Origin of the sequence: Nocardiopsis sp. NPDC058631 (assembly GCF_042716955.1) — a bacterium.
Taxonomy (GTDB): domain Bacteria; phylum Actinomycetota; class Actinomycetes; order Streptosporangiales; family Streptosporangiaceae; genus Nocardiopsis.
This window is the reverse complement of sequence record NZ_JBHXQY010000001.1, coordinates 132,650-148,238: the sequence shown is the minus strand read 5'-3', so window position 1 is coordinate 148,238 and position 15,589 is coordinate 132,650. Positions and strand designations below refer to the sequence as shown.

9 protein-coding genes are annotated in these 15,589 nt (G+C 71.9%); 3 read left to right on the top strand and 6 right to left on the bottom strand.

Annotated elements, in window-relative coordinates; translation table 11 throughout:
- Window positions 1–44: 44 nt before the first annotated feature.
- The 5 genes from ACFWTE_RS00660 to ACFWTE_RS00640 all read right to left on the bottom strand — a co-directional run bounded on the left by ACFWTE_RS00660 (window position 45) and on the right by ACFWTE_RS00640 (window position 8,154).
- Entirely contained in the window at window positions 45–1,187 is a 1,143-nt protein-coding gene (locus tag ACFWTE_RS00660) for a PLP-dependent cysteine synthase family protein (protein WP_378776487.1), read from the bottom strand.
- A 117-nt stretch (window positions 1,188–1,304) separates the two neighbouring features.
- Window positions 1,305–1,631 carry a tetratricopeptide repeat protein gene (locus tag ACFWTE_RS00655; RefSeq protein ID WP_378776485.1) on the bottom strand — a complete coding sequence of 109 codons (327 nt, stop codon included), beginning with the start codon at window positions 1,629–1,631 and terminating at the stop codon, window positions 1,305–1,307.
- Window positions 1,632–1,853: 222 nt separating this feature from the next.
- Entirely contained in the window at window positions 1,854–2,384 is a 531-nt protein-coding gene (locus ACFWTE_RS00650; RefSeq protein WP_378776483.1) for a beta-class carbonic anhydrase, read from the bottom strand.
- A gap of 82 nt (window positions 2,385–2,466) precedes the next feature.
- Complete coding sequence (locus tag ACFWTE_RS00645; protein ID WP_378776481.1) at window positions 2,467–4,953, bottom strand: DNA topoisomerase (ATP-hydrolyzing) subunit A; 2,487 nt, start codon at window positions 4,951–4,953, stop codon at window positions 2,467–2,469.
- A 279-nt stretch (window positions 4,954–5,232) separates the two neighbouring features.
- The gene (locus tag ACFWTE_RS00640) at window positions 5,233–8,154 is read right to left on the bottom strand and encodes a glycosyl hydrolase (RefSeq protein WP_378776479.1); all 2,922 of its coding nucleotides are present in this window, start codon (window positions 8,152–8,154) and stop codon (window positions 5,233–5,235) included.
- Window positions 8,155–8,452: 298 nt separating this feature from the next.
- Here ACFWTE_RS00640 and ACFWTE_RS00635 point away from each other — a divergent pair, with 298 nt between their 5' ends.
- Window positions 8,453–10,618 (top strand): RecQ family ATP-dependent DNA helicase, encoded by a 2,166-nt coding sequence (locus ACFWTE_RS00635; RefSeq protein ID WP_378776477.1) that lies wholly within the window; start codon window positions 8,453–8,455, stop codon window positions 10,616–10,618.
- Between the two features lie 91 nt (window positions 10,619–10,709).
- Here the strand turns inward: ACFWTE_RS00635 and ACFWTE_RS00630 are convergent, their stop codons facing one another.
- Entirely contained in the window at window positions 10,710–11,645 is a 936-nt protein-coding gene (locus ACFWTE_RS00630; protein ID WP_378776681.1) for a carbohydrate kinase family protein, read from the bottom strand.
- Window positions 11,646–11,965: 320 nt separating this feature from the next.
- On the opposite strand from ACFWTE_RS00630, the gene ACFWTE_RS00625 reads away from it, so the two are divergent.
- Window positions 11,966–14,686 carry a GNAT family N-acetyltransferase gene (locus ACFWTE_RS00625; protein WP_378776474.1) on the top strand — a complete coding sequence of 907 codons (2,721 nt, stop codon included), beginning with the start codon at window positions 11,966–11,968 and terminating at the stop codon, window positions 14,684–14,686.
- 86 nt (window positions 14,687–14,772) lie between these two features.
- Window positions 14,773–15,348: a DUF5998 family protein gene (locus ACFWTE_RS00620; RefSeq protein WP_378776679.1), complete on the top strand. Its 576-nt coding sequence runs from the start codon at window positions 14,773–14,775 to the stop codon at window positions 15,346–15,348.
- Window positions 15,349–15,589 lie beyond the last annotated feature (241 nt).

Here is a 15,589-nt window from a genome sequence, read left to right as displayed (position 1 = left end):
TCCGCGGAAGGGCCCGCACACCCCGTGCGGGCCCTTCCGCGTCCTCAGCGCGCGCCGGGGGGCTCCCACACGCCGTCGCCGAGGAAGCGGTCGATGGAGGCCCGGTAGGGGGCGGGGTCCAGACCCCGCTGTGCCACCCACGCGTCGTTGTAGTAGCTGTGCTGGTAGCGTTCGCCGCCGTCGCAGATCAGGGTGACCACACTGCCCCTGCGGCCCTCACGGAGCATCCTGGCGACGAGGTGCCACACCCCCCACAGGCTGGTGCCCGTCGAGCCCCCCGCGGACAGGCCGGTGTGGTCGTGCAGGTGCCGCATCGCGGCGATGCTCGCCGCGTCGGGCACCGGGATCATCAGGTCGATCACCGAGGGGACGAAGCTCGGTTCCATGCGGGGGCGGCCGATGCCCTCGATCCGCGAGGGCATCCCCGTGGCGTAGTCGGCCGCGCCGGTCACCCAGCCGGGGAAGAACGCCGAGTTCTCCGGGTCGACCACGGCCAGGCGCGTGTCCAGGCGCCGGTAGCGCAGGAACCGGCCGATGGTCGCGGACGTGCCCCCGGTGCCGGCCCCCACCACGATCCAGTCCGGGCAGGGGTAGCGCTCCATGCCGAGCTGCTCGAAGATCGACTCGGCGATGTTGTTGTTGCCCCGCCAGTCGGTGGCGCGCTCGGCGTAGGTGAACTGGTCCATGTAGTGGCCGCCGCTCTCCGCCGCGAGCCGCTCCGCCTCGGTGTACATCGCCGGGGGGCTGTCCACGAAGTGGCACCGGCCTCCGTACCGCTCGATGAGGGCGATCTTCTCGGGGCTGGTCCTGCGGGGGATGACCGTGATGAAGTCCACCCCGATCAGCTGCGCGAAGTAGGCCTCCGACACGGCGGTGGACCCCGAGCTGGCCTCCACCACGGTGGTGCCCTCGCGGATCCACCCGTTGGCGAGCCCGTACAGGAACAGAGAACGCGCCAGCCGGTGCTTGAGGCTGCCGGTGGGGTGCACCGACTCGTCCTTCAGGTACAGGTCGATGCCCCACTCCGGGGGCAGCGGGAACACGTGCAGGTGGGTGTCGGCCGAACGGTTCGCGTCGGCCACGACCTTGCGGACCGCTTCGTCGACCCAGGCGCGCGTGCCGTCGTCGGAGCGGTCCACCCACGGAGCGGCGTCGTCCGGTTCCGGACCGGTTGGTGAGGGTGCCATGGTCAGCAGGGTAGTCTCCCGTGCCTCCCGTGCCTCCCGGCCCGCCCGGCCCCGGCGCGCGGGAGGCCGGACCCTCGCGGGTCCGGCCCCGGATCGCGTGAAGGCGAGGGGCTGCCCTCAGTCCAGCGAGCCCCCGGACATCACCGAGTACATGCGCCGGTACGTGGCCGCCTCCTCGTGGCGGCTCTGGCGCTCCAGCGTGCGTGCGAGCGCGATGTGCGCCCAGTTGTCCACCGGGTCCAGCTCGATGATCCTGCGGAAGGTCCTCTCGGCCTTGTTGAGCTGAGCGGAGTGGAAGTAGGCACGCCCGAGCAGCTCCAGCAGGGACCGGCTGTCGGGTTCGTGTTCGACGATCGGTTCGAGGGTGCGGGCCGCGTAGATCGGATCGCCCAGTTCCATGAACATGCGGGCGCGGTTGTAGGTCTCGTAGGTGCTCTCTTCCACGGTGCTCCTTCCGACGGCGCGAACCGTCCCGGATCACAACGGCCAGGGGTCTGGCCGCATTCCCTGGTGTGGCGCAGGGGGAGGAGGCGCTTGGTGAGGTCTGGTGTGACCCACTGGCGCCACCACCTCCACTAGAGGGATCCCCGAACACGTGGCCCGCACACCCGGTCGGCCGCCCGGACCGGTGCTCCCGCGGGGGCGGTCACCGCCCCGGCCGCGGACTCAGAGTCGCGCCGGTGAGACCCGCCCGGTCTCCACGTCGTAGATCGCGCCCGCGACGGGCAGGCCGTCGGGGAGGAGCGGGTGGTGGCGGATGCGCTCCAGGTCGTGCTGGAGCGCGCCCAGCTGGTCGCTGTTCGTGTGGAACTCCAGGCTCCGCGTGTCCACCCCGTACTCCTCCTGGATGAGGTCGTGGACGACGTCGTCGTTGGCCACCGACGCCATCTTGCAGCGGGTGTGCGGCAGGACCAGCACGCGCTCGACCCCGAGCAGGTACACCGCCAGGACCAGGGTGCGCAGGGTGTCGTCGGTCACCCGGGCGCCGGCGTTGCGCAGGATCTTGGCGTCGCCCGGTTCCAGGCCGAGCATGTCCAGGGGCTCGATCCTGGAGTCCATGCAGGTCACCAGGGCGAGGCCGCGCGCGGCGACCGGTTTGAGCCCGGCCAGCGAGAAACCGTCCGCGTAGTCGGCGTTGGCCGCGAACACGTCGTCGAAGGCACCGGAGGAGGGGACGGTGCCGTTGTTGTCTCCCATGTGGGGTCACTCCCTTGTCCTTGGTCGCAGAGGTGCCGTGCACACCGGAGCACTCCGATGCGCACGGCACGGTGCGACGAGATCAGGCGCCCGCCCCGGGAACCGTGATCCCGGAGTCGGTCTGGCCGCTACCAACAGTAACGATGGCCCTCGGGAGGGCGTCACCCGACCCGTCCCGACGGTCGCTCGTGTCGGGCAGCCGCACCGGCTTGCCGTCCGCCCGCGAGGCGCGGGCCGGGGCCCGGCCGATCCAGCCGAACAGCAGGGTGTCCTCGCCCTTCAGGTAGCGGTGGCAGCGCACACCGCCGGTGGCGCGGCCCTTCGTCGGATAGGTCTCGAAGGGGGTCACCTTGGCCGAACCGGCCTGTGTGCCGTCCAGGGCGTTGGAGGAGCCGGAGACGGTGACCACCACCGAGTCCTCGGGACTGGGCACGGCACCGAACCAGAGTACGCGCGCCTCCTCCGACAGGCGTACGCCGGCCACACCCCCCGCGGGCCTGCCCTGCGGGCGCACGGTGGCCGAGGAGAAGCGCAGCAGCTGCGCCTCCGAGGTGATGAACGCGAGGTCCTCCTCGCCGGAGGACAGCTGGGTGACACCGATGACGCGGTCGTCGTCCTTGAGCGCGATGACCTCGAAGTCGTCCTTGTTGGGCGGGTAATCCGGGGCGACCCGCTTGACCACGCCCCCGACCGTGCCCACGGCGAAGCCGGGGCCCGACGCGTCCATCGCCACCACCGACACGACGCGTTCGCCCTCCTCAAGCTGGACGAACTCCCCGACGTCCAGGCCCGAGGCCAGGGGCGGGCGCTCCTCGTCCCGGTCCGGCAGCTCGGGCAGCTCCACCACCGGGACGCGGATCATCCGTCCCAGATCGGTGACCAGGCCGACGTCCGAGCGCGACGTGGTGGGAATTGACACGTGGATCGCGTCGTGCCGGGTGCGCAGCCCCTCGTAGAGGCGGGGCGCGGTGGCGCCCTTGCTGCGGCCGATGGCGCCGTCCACACCGAACAGCACGTGGCAGGGCTGGTCGGCCATCTCCAGCGGGACGACGGCGCTGCGGGCGGCCCCGTTGCTCTCGCGGAGCTGGGTGCGGCGCGGTGTGGCGAACTCCTTGGAGACGTCGGCGAGCTCCTTGGAGACCACGCGGCGCAGCTTCTTGTCCGACTCCAGGATCGCGGTCAGCGAGTCGATCTCCTGGTTGAGCTTCTCCCGCTCGGTCTCCAGTTCCAGCCGGTCGAAGCGGGTCAGGCGGCGCAGCGGGGTGTCCAGGATGTAGCGGGCCTGGGTGTCGGACAGGGCGTAGGCGCCCATCAGGGACTCGCGGGCCGCCGCCGTGTCGTCGGCCTCGCGGATGAGGGCGATGACGCGGTCGATGTTCAGCAGGGCCGTGACCAGGCCGTCCACCAGGTGCAGCCGCTCCTGCCGCTTCGTGCGGCGGAACTCGCTGCGGCGGCGGACGACCTCCAGGCGGTGGTTGACGTACACCTCAAGGAGTTCGCGCAGGCCCAGGGTCTGGGGCTGGCCTTCCACGAGGGCGACGTTGTTGATGCCGAAGGACTCCTCCATCGGCGTGAGCCGGTAGAGCTCCTCCAGCACGGCCTCGGGGTTGAAGCCGTTCTTGAGCTCGATCACCAGGCGCAGCCCCTGGGTGCGGTCGGTGAGGTCCTTGAGGTCGGAGATGCCCTGGAGCTTCTTGGACTGCACCAGCTCCTTGATGCGGCTGACGACCTTCTCCGGTCCCACGTTGTAGGGGAGCGCGGTGACGACCAGGCCGGTGCGGCGTGCGGAGACCTTCTCGATGGCGACGGCGGCGCGCGTCTTGAAGGTGCCCCGGCCGCTGCGGTAGGCGTCGCGGATGCCGTCCAGTCCGACGATGGTCCCGCCCGTGGGCAGGTCCGGCCCGGGCACGAACTCGGTGAGCTCCTCCAGGGTCGCGTCGGGGTGGGAGATCAGGTGGCGTGCGGCTGCGATGACCTCGCCCAGGTTGTGGGGGGCCATGTTGGTGGCCATGCCCACGGCGATGCCGGACGCTCCGTTGACCAGCAGGTTGGGGAAAGCGGCGGGAAGGACCTCGGGTTCGGTCTCCTGTCCGTCGTAGTTCGGTTTGAAGTCGACGACGTTCTCGTCGATGGACGAGACCAGCAGTTCGGCGGCGCGGTCCAGCCGGGCCTCGGTGTAGCGCATGGCGGCGGGGGCGTCGTCGCCGCCCAGCGAACCGAAGTTGCCGTGGCCGTCGACCAGGGGCACGCGCATGGCGAAGGACTGGCTGAGACGGACGAGGGCGTCGTAGATGGCGCTGTCACCGTGGGGGTGGAGCCGACCCATCACGTCCCCGACCACGCGGGCGCACTTGACGTGCCCGCGGTCGTGGCGGAGCCCCATCTCGTTCATCTGGTAGAGGATGCGCCGTTGCACCGGCTTCATGCCGTCGCGGGCGTCTGGGAGCGCGCGTTGGTAGATGACCGAGTACGCGTACTCCAGGAAGCTGCCTCGCATCTCCTCGGAGACGTCGATGTCGATGATCTTCTCGGCAAGATCCTCGGGGGGACGGGAAGTAGTACGGGCCATGTCCGTAATTCTGGCCTGTGCCAGGGACTGAAACGTACGCGGACGCGTGGTTGAGCCTGTGTGAGTCGCGCGACTGAGGGGTTTTGACCGCCTGCGACGTGGTTTTCGCCCTGAAAGCAGGGAGGGGCGAAAAGCACCGTGGTGTGACGGGGGGCGGGTCCGGGCCCTGTTCTTCGGAGGGGAACCTGGCTGACGGGGGTCGGTTCGGTCGCCCGGACGCGGGCCGGGGCGAGGGCCCGGAGGAGCAGGCTCTGACCGCTGGTCAGAGCCTGCTCGCCGTCAGTCGGTGAAGGGGATCGTGATCGAGGCGCCCTCGTCCGGGCCGACCAGGATCTGTGAGCTGTGGCTTCCCAGGGCGCTCCACAGTTCGACGCGGACCGAGCCGTCGACCATGTCGCCGAGGGCGCCGTCGCTGTCGGCCACGCCTCCTCCCTGCGTGTACTCCTCCCAGCCGGACTGGTCGTTGGTGGCGAAGTAGCGGTAGGTCTCCGTCCGGTCGTCGGCGCCGTCGCCGTCCAGGTCGTAGACCACGCGGACCTGGACCGCGTTGGCGATCGCGTTTCCGGAGTCCACCGGCAGGGAGAACGCGGTGGCGTCGCCGGTGTGTGAGCCGGTCAGGCCGTCGACCCGCAGGACCACCCGGTCCTCCGGCGGCAGGCCGTCCTGGTTGCGCCCTCCGGCGGAGGCCACGGTGATCTCGTCGGCGGACCCGTGCGGGGTTCCGGAGAGAGCCGAGGGGGTCAGGTGGAGGTCTCCGTCCCCGACGTTGCCGTCCCCGGGCTCACCGGGGTCGCCGGGGTCTCCGGGGTCGCCGGGGTCTCCGGGGTCGCCCCCGCCGCCCTCACCCCTGGTGGAGGCCAGGGAACCGGGCTCCACGCGCAGCTCGACGCCGTCGGAGAACGTGACCGTCACCGGGTCGGTGCCCGGGTTGAAGGCGGTGTGGGTGCGGGTGCCGCCGTCGTCGAACACCGCGTAGTGGGCGGTGTCGGCGGTGACGGAGGCGTCGACGGTGCCGACCTCGGCGAGGGTGGAGACCCACTGGTAGGTGTGCGGCTTGGAGCCGCCCGCCTCCGGTTCGTAGGTCTGCCACTGCTCCTCGAACATGCGCAGGGCGTCGTCGCCGTCGGAGAGGGCGCGGTGCGCCCAGTGGATGTCCCTCCAGATCTCCGGCTCGCGGCCCAGGCGGTCCACGAGCGACTGGTAGACGGCACCGGCGTGCTCGGGGTCGTGCCCGAGGTAGAGCGAACCGGCGGTGATGGGCAGGTAGTTGATGCCGTAGTGCTCCTCGTCGCCGCCGTCCCACCAGATGCGGTAGTCGCCGCCGTCGCCCCACACCATGCCGACGACGTCGTGCTCGTAGTCCTCCGGGAACGTTCCGCCGCCCTGGTCCTGCCAGTAGCGGGGGATCGCGGAGGCCTGGGTGGTGTGCAGGTACACGCCGAGGTCGCGGATCTCCTCGTCGCCGGTCAGGGAGCCGAACAGGGCGGTGGCGGCGGCGAAGTGCATGCCCTCGGAGGAGGACTCCTGGTTGTTGCCCGCCGCGAACCCGGCGTGCCCGGACGCCCAGCCGTGCCCGGCGTAGGGCGAGAAGGAGCGCAGGCGCGGGAACATCGGGTCGTCGGGGTCGGTGGCGGCGACGTCGCGGATCAGGAGGCGGATCATGCCGCCCCAGGCGTCCTCGGCTGCCCAGGCGCGGTCGTAGCGGGCGACGACGGCGGCGGCCGAGACGAAGTAGCCGTAGTGGAAGTCGTGGTCGTTGAGCTCCTGGGCGGCCCCGAAGCTGTCGGGGTAGCCGAGCATGGTCCCCCACTCGGCGTTGTAGTGGAACTGGCGTGTGCCGCCCGCCGTCAGCCAGTCCTCCAGACGTCCCTTGACCAGGCCGAGGAGCTCGTCGCGGGCCTCGGTGTGGCCGATGGAGTCGGCGACGGGGACGAGCTGCGCGAGACGGCCCATGGCCTTGCCGTCCCAGTAGGTGTCGCCGGGCTCGGGGAAGAGCTCCTCCTCGGCGAGCACCTCGTCGATGAGCTGCCGCATGCGGTCGTGGTCGGCGCCGTCGACCGTGGGCAGGCTGGGCAGGACGCCGTTGGTGGTCAGCTCCGTGGTGAAGCTCCCGCCCTCTGTGACGCGCATCTCGCCGCGCGGAGAGGCGTAGGACTGGCCGGTCACGTCCGTGACCGCGTTGTTCCACTGGTGGGGGTAGAGGGCCATGAGGGTGCCGGTCCGGTCGCCCTCGACGGGCTCGGTCTCCACCCGGTAGGTGCTGGTCAGGGTGGACGCGGCCTCGTCGTAGTCGTACTCCACCAGGGAGTCCGTGACGAAGGAGTGGGCGTAGGGGGCGAAGGCGTCCAGGTCCTCGGGCGAGGGCAGGACGGCGACGGAGTAGTGGCCGTCGTCACCGGTGGCGGCGGTGAACGTGTCGCCCGACCGGGTCCAGGGGGAACCCGTCGGCGCGAACAGCGCGTAGTGGCGGTCGCCGACGCTCGCGCCGACGACGGAGCCGTCCTCGTGCCAGACGTCGGGCGCGCTCTCGAAGCTCACCTCGGCGTCGCCGCCGCTGGTCTCGGCGTAGGCGAAGGGCAGGCCCTGGCCGATGGTGACGCGCAGGGTGGGACCGCCGCCCGCCCACTCGGCGGTGACCGTCCAGTCGCCGCTGTCGGCGACCCGGGTGTCGGGGGAGTCGAGCCCGACCGCGCCCAGGGACAGGTCGGCGGCGTGGGGGTGCTCGTACTTGAGGCCGTCGGCGACGAGCGCGGGGGTCTGGGGGTAGCCCATCTCCAGACCGCCCTCGTGGGGGTGGTAGCTGGCGGGGTGGGCGAAGAGGTTCTCGCCGTGGGGGTTCTCCGGGTAGCGCTGGAAGATGAGTGAGGACCACCACTCGTTGGTGGGGGCGGCGCCCTCGTAGTCGTCGGTCACCTTGGGGGAGGCCGGTGCGCCGTTGAGAGCGGAGGGCCCGGAGGCCCCGGCCGGGAGGGTGTCGGTGTAGCTGCCCGAGCCCACGGGGACGTCCGCCGCACCCGAGGAGGCGGTGGTGGCCGCGGTGGACGCGGTCCCGGGGCCGGTGAGCGCCGGGGCGACCGCCGCGGTGAGGAGGAGGGCGGCCCCGGCGGCCAGGAGCGCGGGGCGCGAGGGCCTTCCCCCGCGGTGGACGAGGGCCTCCGGGGAGACCCGTCGAGGGATGGTCCGGCCCCATGGTCGATGCATGTCCGTGTCCTTTCGCCATGCCAGTCGCGAAAGCCCGGGAGCGCTCCCAAGCGCGAGCGACCCCAGACGTGAGCCCTGGCGTCGAGTGTTCAGATGCCGGCTCGGGAGTGCAATGCCGGGAAGACGGATAGTTTCCCTTTCGTTACGCGGTGTGTCTTGCGGGTTTCCTTGGAACCCGGTTCCTTCCGGGCTGCGGGTCGCCACGACCGCTCCGGGACCGGGGCACGCCGGGCGTCCGCGGGCGGTCGGCCTGTGGACGACCGCTCCGATGTCCCCCGGCTCTGGTACCAAGGGAGACATGGCCACACCCACCGCTGATACCACCGTCCCCGCCGACGCCCCCGGCGGCGCGCTGCGCGAGCAGGCCGAGGCGCACCTGCGTGCCCTCGCCGGGGACTCCGCCCGACTGCGCGAGGACCAGTGGACCGCCATCCACGCCCTGGTCGCCGAGCACCGCAGAGCACTCGTCGTCCAGCGCACCGGATGGGGCAAGTCCGCGGTGTACTTCGTGGCCACGGCCCTGCGCCGGGCCGAGGGGGCGGGCCCCACGGTCATCGTCTCCCCCCTCCTGGCGCTGATGCGCAACCAGATCTCCGCCGCCGAGCGGGCCGGCATCCGGGCCCGCACCATCAACAGCTCCAACACCACCGCGTGGGAGGCCACCTACGCCGACGTCGCGGCGGGCGAGGTCGACGTCCTGCTGGTCAGCCCCGAACGCCTCAACAACCCCGAGTTCCGCGACCGGGTCCTGCCCGAGCTCGCCGCGGGAGCGGGCCTGGTCGTCATCGACGAGGCCCACTGCGTCTCCGACTGGGGCCACGACTTCCGTCCCGACTACCGGCGCATCCGATCCCTGCTGCACGACCTGCCCGACGGCGTCCCCGTCCTGGCCACCACGGCCACGGCGAACGAGCGGGTCACCCGCGACGTCGCCGAACAGCTCCAGGCGGGCGGCGAGCGCCAGGACACGCTCGTGCTGCGCGGCTCGCTGGAGAGGGAGAGCCTGCGTCTGGCCGTCGCGCGCCTGCCCGACCCCACGGCGAGGCTCAGCTGGCTCGCCGAGCACCTCCCCAAGATCCACGGCTCGGGGATCGTGTACACGCTCACCGTCAGCGCCGCACAGGAGACCGCCCGCTTCCTCCGCGAGCAGGGTCTGGAGGTGCTCGCCTACACCGGGCAGACCGACCCCGACGAACGCAGGGAGGCCGAGGACGCCCTCCTCGCCAACCGTGTCAAGGCGCTGGTCGCCACCAGTGCGCTCGGCATGGGCTTCGACAAGCCGGACCTGGGGTTCGTCGTACACCTGGGCGCCCCGCAGTCCCCGATCTCCTACTACCAGCAGGTCGGCCGCGCCGGTCGCGGGGTGGAGCGCGCCGAGGTGGTCCTGCTGCCGGGCCGCGAGGACACCCAGATCTGGGAGTACTTCGCCGGGCTGTCGTTCCCGCCGGAGCAGACCGTCCGCCAGACCCTGGACGTGCTCGGGGCGGAGGGCCGGCCGCTGTCCGTGGCCGCGCTGGAGACGCGGGTGGATCTGCGCCGCACCCGCCTGGAACAGATGCTGAAGGTGCTGGACGTGGACGGCGCGGTCCGCCGGGTCCGCGGCGGCTGGGAGGCCACCGGGCAGCCGTGGAGCTACGACGCGGAGCGGTACGCGGCCGTCACCGAGGCCCGGGAGCGCGAACAGCGCGCCATGCTCGACTACATCGACCTGGACACCTGCCGCATGGAGTTCCTGCGCCGGCAGCTGGACGACCCCGAGAGCGTCACCTGCGGGCGCTGCGACGTGTGCACCGGCGAGTACTGGAGCACCGACGTGGACCCCGGGCGCCAGGAGGCCGCCGCGGAGCACCTCGACCGCCCCGGCACACCCATCGCCCCCCGCCGGCAGTGGCCGTCCGGCATGGACACCCTGGGGGTGAGCCTGTCCGGGAAGATCAAGGACGACCTCCGTGCGGGGGAGGGGCGGGCCCTGGGCCGCCTCACCGACATCGGCTGGGGCAACGAGCTGCGGCGCGTGCTCGCGGACGACGCCCCGGACGCCCCGGTCGACGAGCGGATGCTCCAGGGCGTGGTGCGGGTCCTCGCCACATGGGGGTGGGAGCGCAGGCCGGTCGGTGTCGTCGTGATGCCGTCCCTCACCCGTCCCGCCCTGATCAACGACCTCGCCGCCCGGCTCTCACAGCTGGGCAGGCTGACCCCGGTCGGAGCGCTGGAGTACCGCGGGGGCAGGGAGCAGAGACGGCACAACAGCGCCATGCGCCTGGCCCAGGTGTACACGTCCCTGAGCGTCGGCGACGAGCTGCGCGAGCGTTTGGCTGCGGTCCAGGCGCAGACTCCGGGGCCGGTTCTGCTGGTGGACGACTACACCGACACCGGGTGGAGCCTGACCGTGGGAGCCGCCCTGCTCAGAAGCGCAGGCGCCCCCGAGGTGCTGCCGCTGACCCTGGCCACCACCGGGGGCTGAGCGCCGCCGTCGGCACGAGGGACCGGACAGCCGACCGGGCCGGCACGGCGGAGCGGTGCCGCCGAAACCGGCGGCACGGGGGGCAACGGGGTCAGCGGATGCGCTGGCCCCGGGGAGCGCCGCGCCGGACGGGCTGTCCCTCACCCAGGTCCGGGCGGGCGCCCGGCTGGTGCAGGGCGCGCGCGGCCAGGCGGTGGGCCCGGCCCAGCGCCTCCTTGGGGTGGCGCCCGGCCAGCCACGCCGGGAGGAACCCCGCGACGAAGGCGTCTCCGGCCCCCACCGAGCCGGGGGAGGGCTCCACGGGTTCGGCGGGCGCGGTCACGCAGTCGTCCCGGGTCTTGGACGCCCACAGGCCGCCGCCCTGGCCCAGCTTGAGCACCACGTTGGGGAACCAGGCCGTCAGCACCTTCGCCGCGGCCTCGGGCTCGTCCCGGCCGGTCAGTACCCGGGCCTGGTCGACGTTGGCGAAGAGCAGCCGGGCGCCCTGGGTCCACTCCAGGAAGTTCTCCGCGCCCGCGCGCTCCAGCGGTGCGTGCGAGCCGCCGTCGACCGAGATCGACATCCCGCTCTCACGGGCCATCCGCAGCGCCACCCGTGCGGCGCGCCGGGAGTCGGCGTTGATCAGCGTGTACCCCGACACGTGCAGGTGCCCGTCGGGGCCGAACACGTCGCGGGGCAAATCCTCGGGCTGGAGCCGGGCGTTGGCCCCCGGGTCGCTCAGCATCGTGCGGTCGCCCCGGTGGGTGATCATCACCACGCAGGTACCCGTGGGCCGCTCCGGATCCATCACCATGCGCGAGTCCAGCCCGTAGCCCATGAGTTCCATCTCACGGGTCCGGCCGGTGATGTCGGAGCCGCGGCGGCCGACGAACGTGGTGTCGGTGCCCTCCACGGCGAGCCACGAGGCGATGTTGGCCCCGGACCCTCCGCCATACATGATCACGGACGCCGGAGTGTCGCTGCCGCGGGCCAACGGGTGGAACGCGCGCGCGACGGCGTCGGTCATCAGGTCACCGATCACGACCACTCGTGTCATTTCGCCAGCCACCACCGAGGGTTATAAGAATCCGTGCTCGCACGACGTTAACAGGTGAACCGTCAGCGGCGTGTAACGAAGTGAACGCGCCCCGGCCACACGTCGGAGGAAGGGCGTGGAACGGCGCCGTGGGCGGCGTCGCGGGGGCCCGGGCGCCCTCTGCCGCGCGCACCCGGCCCACGTGGCCGGTCGGCTCGGAGAAGGGCACCGAAGCCCGGACAGGGTGCACCGGGTACACCCGGTGCGGTGTTTTCGAGGTGCCCGCATGGACTTTCCCCGGATTCGACCGATTGTCGTCTAGTCTCGCAGTCGTGCAGTCCTACCCGAACCACTGGGAAGCCGACGTCGTCCTGACCGACGGCGGCACCGCGCATATGCGCCCCATCACCCCTGACGACGCCGACCTGCTGCGCGAGTTCCATGCACGGCTCTCCCCGGAGACGATCTACTACCGGTTCTTCGCGCCCTACCCCAAACTCTCCGACCGCGATGTGAAACGGTTCACCACGGTCGACTACGAGGACCGCGTGGCGCTGGTCGCCACCATCTCCGACTCCCTGGTCGCCGTGGTGCGCTACGACAAGGTCGCGCCGGAGGAGGCCGAGGTCGCCTTCGTGGTGGAGGACGGCCACCAGGGCCGCGGACTGGCGTCGGTGCTCCTGGAGCACATCGGCGCGGCCGCGCGGGAACGGGGGGTGCGCCGCTTCATCGCGGACGTGCTGCCCGAGAACCGGCGGATGATCAACGTCTTCCGCGAGGCCGGGTACACCGCCCAGCAGACCTTCGACGAGGGTGTCATCCGTCTCACCCTGGACATCCAGCCGACGGACGACTCCACCGAGGTCATGCGCGCCCGCGAGCAGCGCGCCGAGTCGCGCTCCATCGCCCGGCTCCTGTTCCCCAACTCGGTGGCCGTGATCGGCGCGAGCCGCACCGCCCACACCATCGGCCAGACAGCCCTGCGCAACCTGCTCGGCGGTGAGTTCCAGGGGCCCGTGTACCCGGTGCACCCCGAGGCCAGGGCGGTCGTGGGCGTGCGCGCCTACCCCTCGGTCCTGGACATACCCGACCAGGTCGACCTGGCGGTCGTCGCGGTCCGCGCCGACATGGTCGTCGACGTCGTCGAGCAGTGCGCCGACAAGGGCGTGCTCGGGCTGGTCGTGGTCAGCTCCGGGTTCGGCGAGATCGGCCCGGAGGGCCGCGAACGCCAGGACGAGCTGGTGCGCACCGCCCGCGCCGCCGGGATGCGCGTCGTCGGCCCCAACTGCCTGGGCATCGCCAACAGCGACCCCAGGGTGTCGCTCAACGCCACCCTGTCCCCGGACCTGCCGCCGGTGGGATCGATCGGATTCTTCTCCCAGTCCGGCGCCCTGGGGCGGGCCATCCTGCAGCGGGTCGCCGAGCGCGGGATGGGCCTGTCCACGTTCGTCTCCGCGGGCAACCGCGCCGACGTGTCCGGCAACGACCTCATGCAGTACTGGCAGGAGGACCCCGCCACCGAGGTCGTGCTCCAGTACCTGGAGTCGCTCGGCAACCCGCGCAAGTTCACCCGCCTGGCCCGGCGCCTCGCCAAGCAGAAGCCCGTCGTGGCGGTACGCAGCGGCGGTTCCGCCCAGGCCACCCCCACGGGCCACGCCGCGGGAGGGCTCTCCCTGCCCGACTACGCGGTCACCTCGCTGTTCCAGCAGGCCGGTGTGGTGCGGGTCGACGACATCACGCAGATGTTCGACGCCGCCCAGGTGTTCGCCTACCAACCCCTGCCCAAGGGGCCCCGGGTGGGGATCATCGGCAACTCCGACTCCCTGGAGCTGCTGGTCAAGGACGCGGCCGTACGCCAGGGACTCAAGCCGCACGACCCGGTCAACCTCGGCCCGCAGGCCACCGCGGAGGATTTCGACCTGGCGCTGGAGACGGCGCTGGCGGCCGAGGACGTCCACTCGGTCGTGGTCGTGTTCATCCCCGCGCTCCACCCCATCTCCGACGACGTGGCACGGGTGCTGCGGGCGCGCTCGCTCGACTCCGACAAGCCGATCGTCGCCACCTACCTGGGGCGCCAGGGGCTCCCCGAGGAGCTGCGCCACGTCGGCGACAGCGGTGAGACCCTGCGCGGGTCGGTGCCCTCCTACCCCTCGCCCGAGGACGCGGTCCGCGCCCTGGCCTACGCGACCCGCTACACGCAGTGGCGCAACCGCAAACCGGGACGCCACCCCGAACTGCCCGACATCGACGGGGCGCGGGCCCGCGCCACCCTGGTCCGCGCGCTCAGGAACGCCAAGCCCTCGGCGGACGACGTCGCCTGGTTCGGCGGCGAGCGCCGCTACGACGAGGAGACGGCGATCTCCAGCGAGGACGCCCGTGACCTGCTGGCCTGCTACGGCATCGCCGCCTACCCGGACATCCCGGTGTCCTCGGCGGAGGGGGCCGTGGTCGCCGCGGGGGAACTCGGCTATCCGGTGGTCGTCAAGGCCGACTCCCCCGACCTGCGGGTGCGCGCGGGGGGCGCGTTCGTCCGGGCGGACCTGCGCACACCGGAGGACGTGCGCAGTGCCTTCCTGTCGCTGTACGACCGGTTCGGGGCCGAGGCCGGGCTCGTCGTCCAGCGCATGGCCGCGCCGGGAGTGCCCACGGTGATCCGGGCGGGGGACAACCAGTCCTTCGGGTCGGTGGTCTCGTTCGGCCTGGCCGACGTGACCGCCGAACTCCTGGACGACCGTGCGTTCCGTCTCGCTCCCCTCACCGACATGGACGCCGCGGACCTCATCCACGCGGTGCGCGCCGCCCCCCTGCTGTTCGGCCTTCCCGCGGGCGCGACCTCGCTCGCGGAGCAGCCCAACGTGGAGGCGCTGGAGGAACTCCTCATCCGGGTGTCCCGCCTGGTGGAGGCGTTTCCGGAGATCGGCTACGTGGACTTGGACCCGGTCCTGGTCAACGCCACCGGCGCCCACGTCCTGGGTGCCCGCATGTGGTTGCGGGAGGCCCCCGACGTACGACCGGACGCGGGACCGCGGCGGTTGCGCGGGGTGACGTTCTGATCGGGGGTTGGTCCTCCCTCTTCTCCGCCCGGTCGCGAAGTGTCCCGGGAAAGGGGCAGGATAGGGGTATGAGGAAAACACGTGCCGTGTCCACGGACTGGCGACTGGAGATCGAACGCAGCGGGTACTATCCCGCGCTGGTGATCGACGCCGTTGCCCAGGCCCTGGGCGGCGAGAGCGCGGAGGCGTTCATCGTGCACCACGAGGCGACCTTCGACCCGGCGATGGAGATGCGGCGACACATCACCGTCATGCTGCTGACCGCGACCCGGCTCGTGGTGTGCCACACGGACGAGCACCCGCCGAACGAGACGGAAGGCACCTCGCACGCCTCCACCACGACCGACAGCATCCAGATGGGCAACATCCAGTCGGTCGCCCTGACCCGGGTGGTGCCCAACCCGGCCCAGTACACCCCGGGCAGCCTGCCCAGCGAACTGGTGCTGAGCGTCAACCTGTCGGTCAACTGGGGAGCTGTCGCCAACATCGACCTCGAACCCGCCGCCTGCGCGGACGAGACGTGCGAGCTCGACCACGGGTACACGGGCGCGATCACCGCGGAGCCCCTCACCCTGCGGGTGAGCGAGGCTGCCGACGGTTCCGCCGCGGTCTCCGCGATGCTGCACTTCGCCGAGGCCCTGTCCACGGCCACCACGCGCTGAACCGCCGCCGCACGACGGCGACCCGTCCTCCGGGGGCGCGGACCCTCCGGGGCCGCGCCCCCGGCGCGTGCGCCCCGCGCGGCGGCGGGTGGACGGCGGGTGAAAGCGGTCTTTGCCGGGCCTGCGTAACACCCCGGGGCCGCGCGTGACAGGGACTTAACGAACCGGGCGTGACGAAGCGTGGTGCCTTGACATTCGGGCCGTCTAAGGTTGAAGCGGATTCGCGTATACCGCCACAAGC

Bases quoted from the DNA above. Each gene is read 5' to 3' on its own strand.
- ACFWTE_RS00660 (WP_378776487.1), bottom strand. From the start codon at position 1,187: ATGGCACCCTCACCAACCGGTCCGGAACCGGACGACGCCGCTCCGTGG.
- ACFWTE_RS00640 (WP_378776479.1), bottom strand. From the start codon at position 8,154: ATGCATCGACCATGGGGCCGGACCATCCCTCGACGGGTCTCCCCGGAG.
- ACFWTE_RS00635 (WP_378776477.1), top strand. From the start codon at position 8,453: ATGGCCACACCCACCGCTGATACCACCGTCCCCGCCGACGCCCCCGGC.
- ACFWTE_RS00645 (WP_378776481.1), bottom strand. From the start codon at position 4,953: ATGGCCCGTACTACTTCCCGTCCCCCCGAGGATCTTGCCGAGAAGATC.
- ACFWTE_RS00650 (WP_378776483.1), bottom strand. From the start codon at position 2,384: ATGGGAGACAACAACGGCACCGTCCCCTCCTCCGGTGCCTTCGACGAC.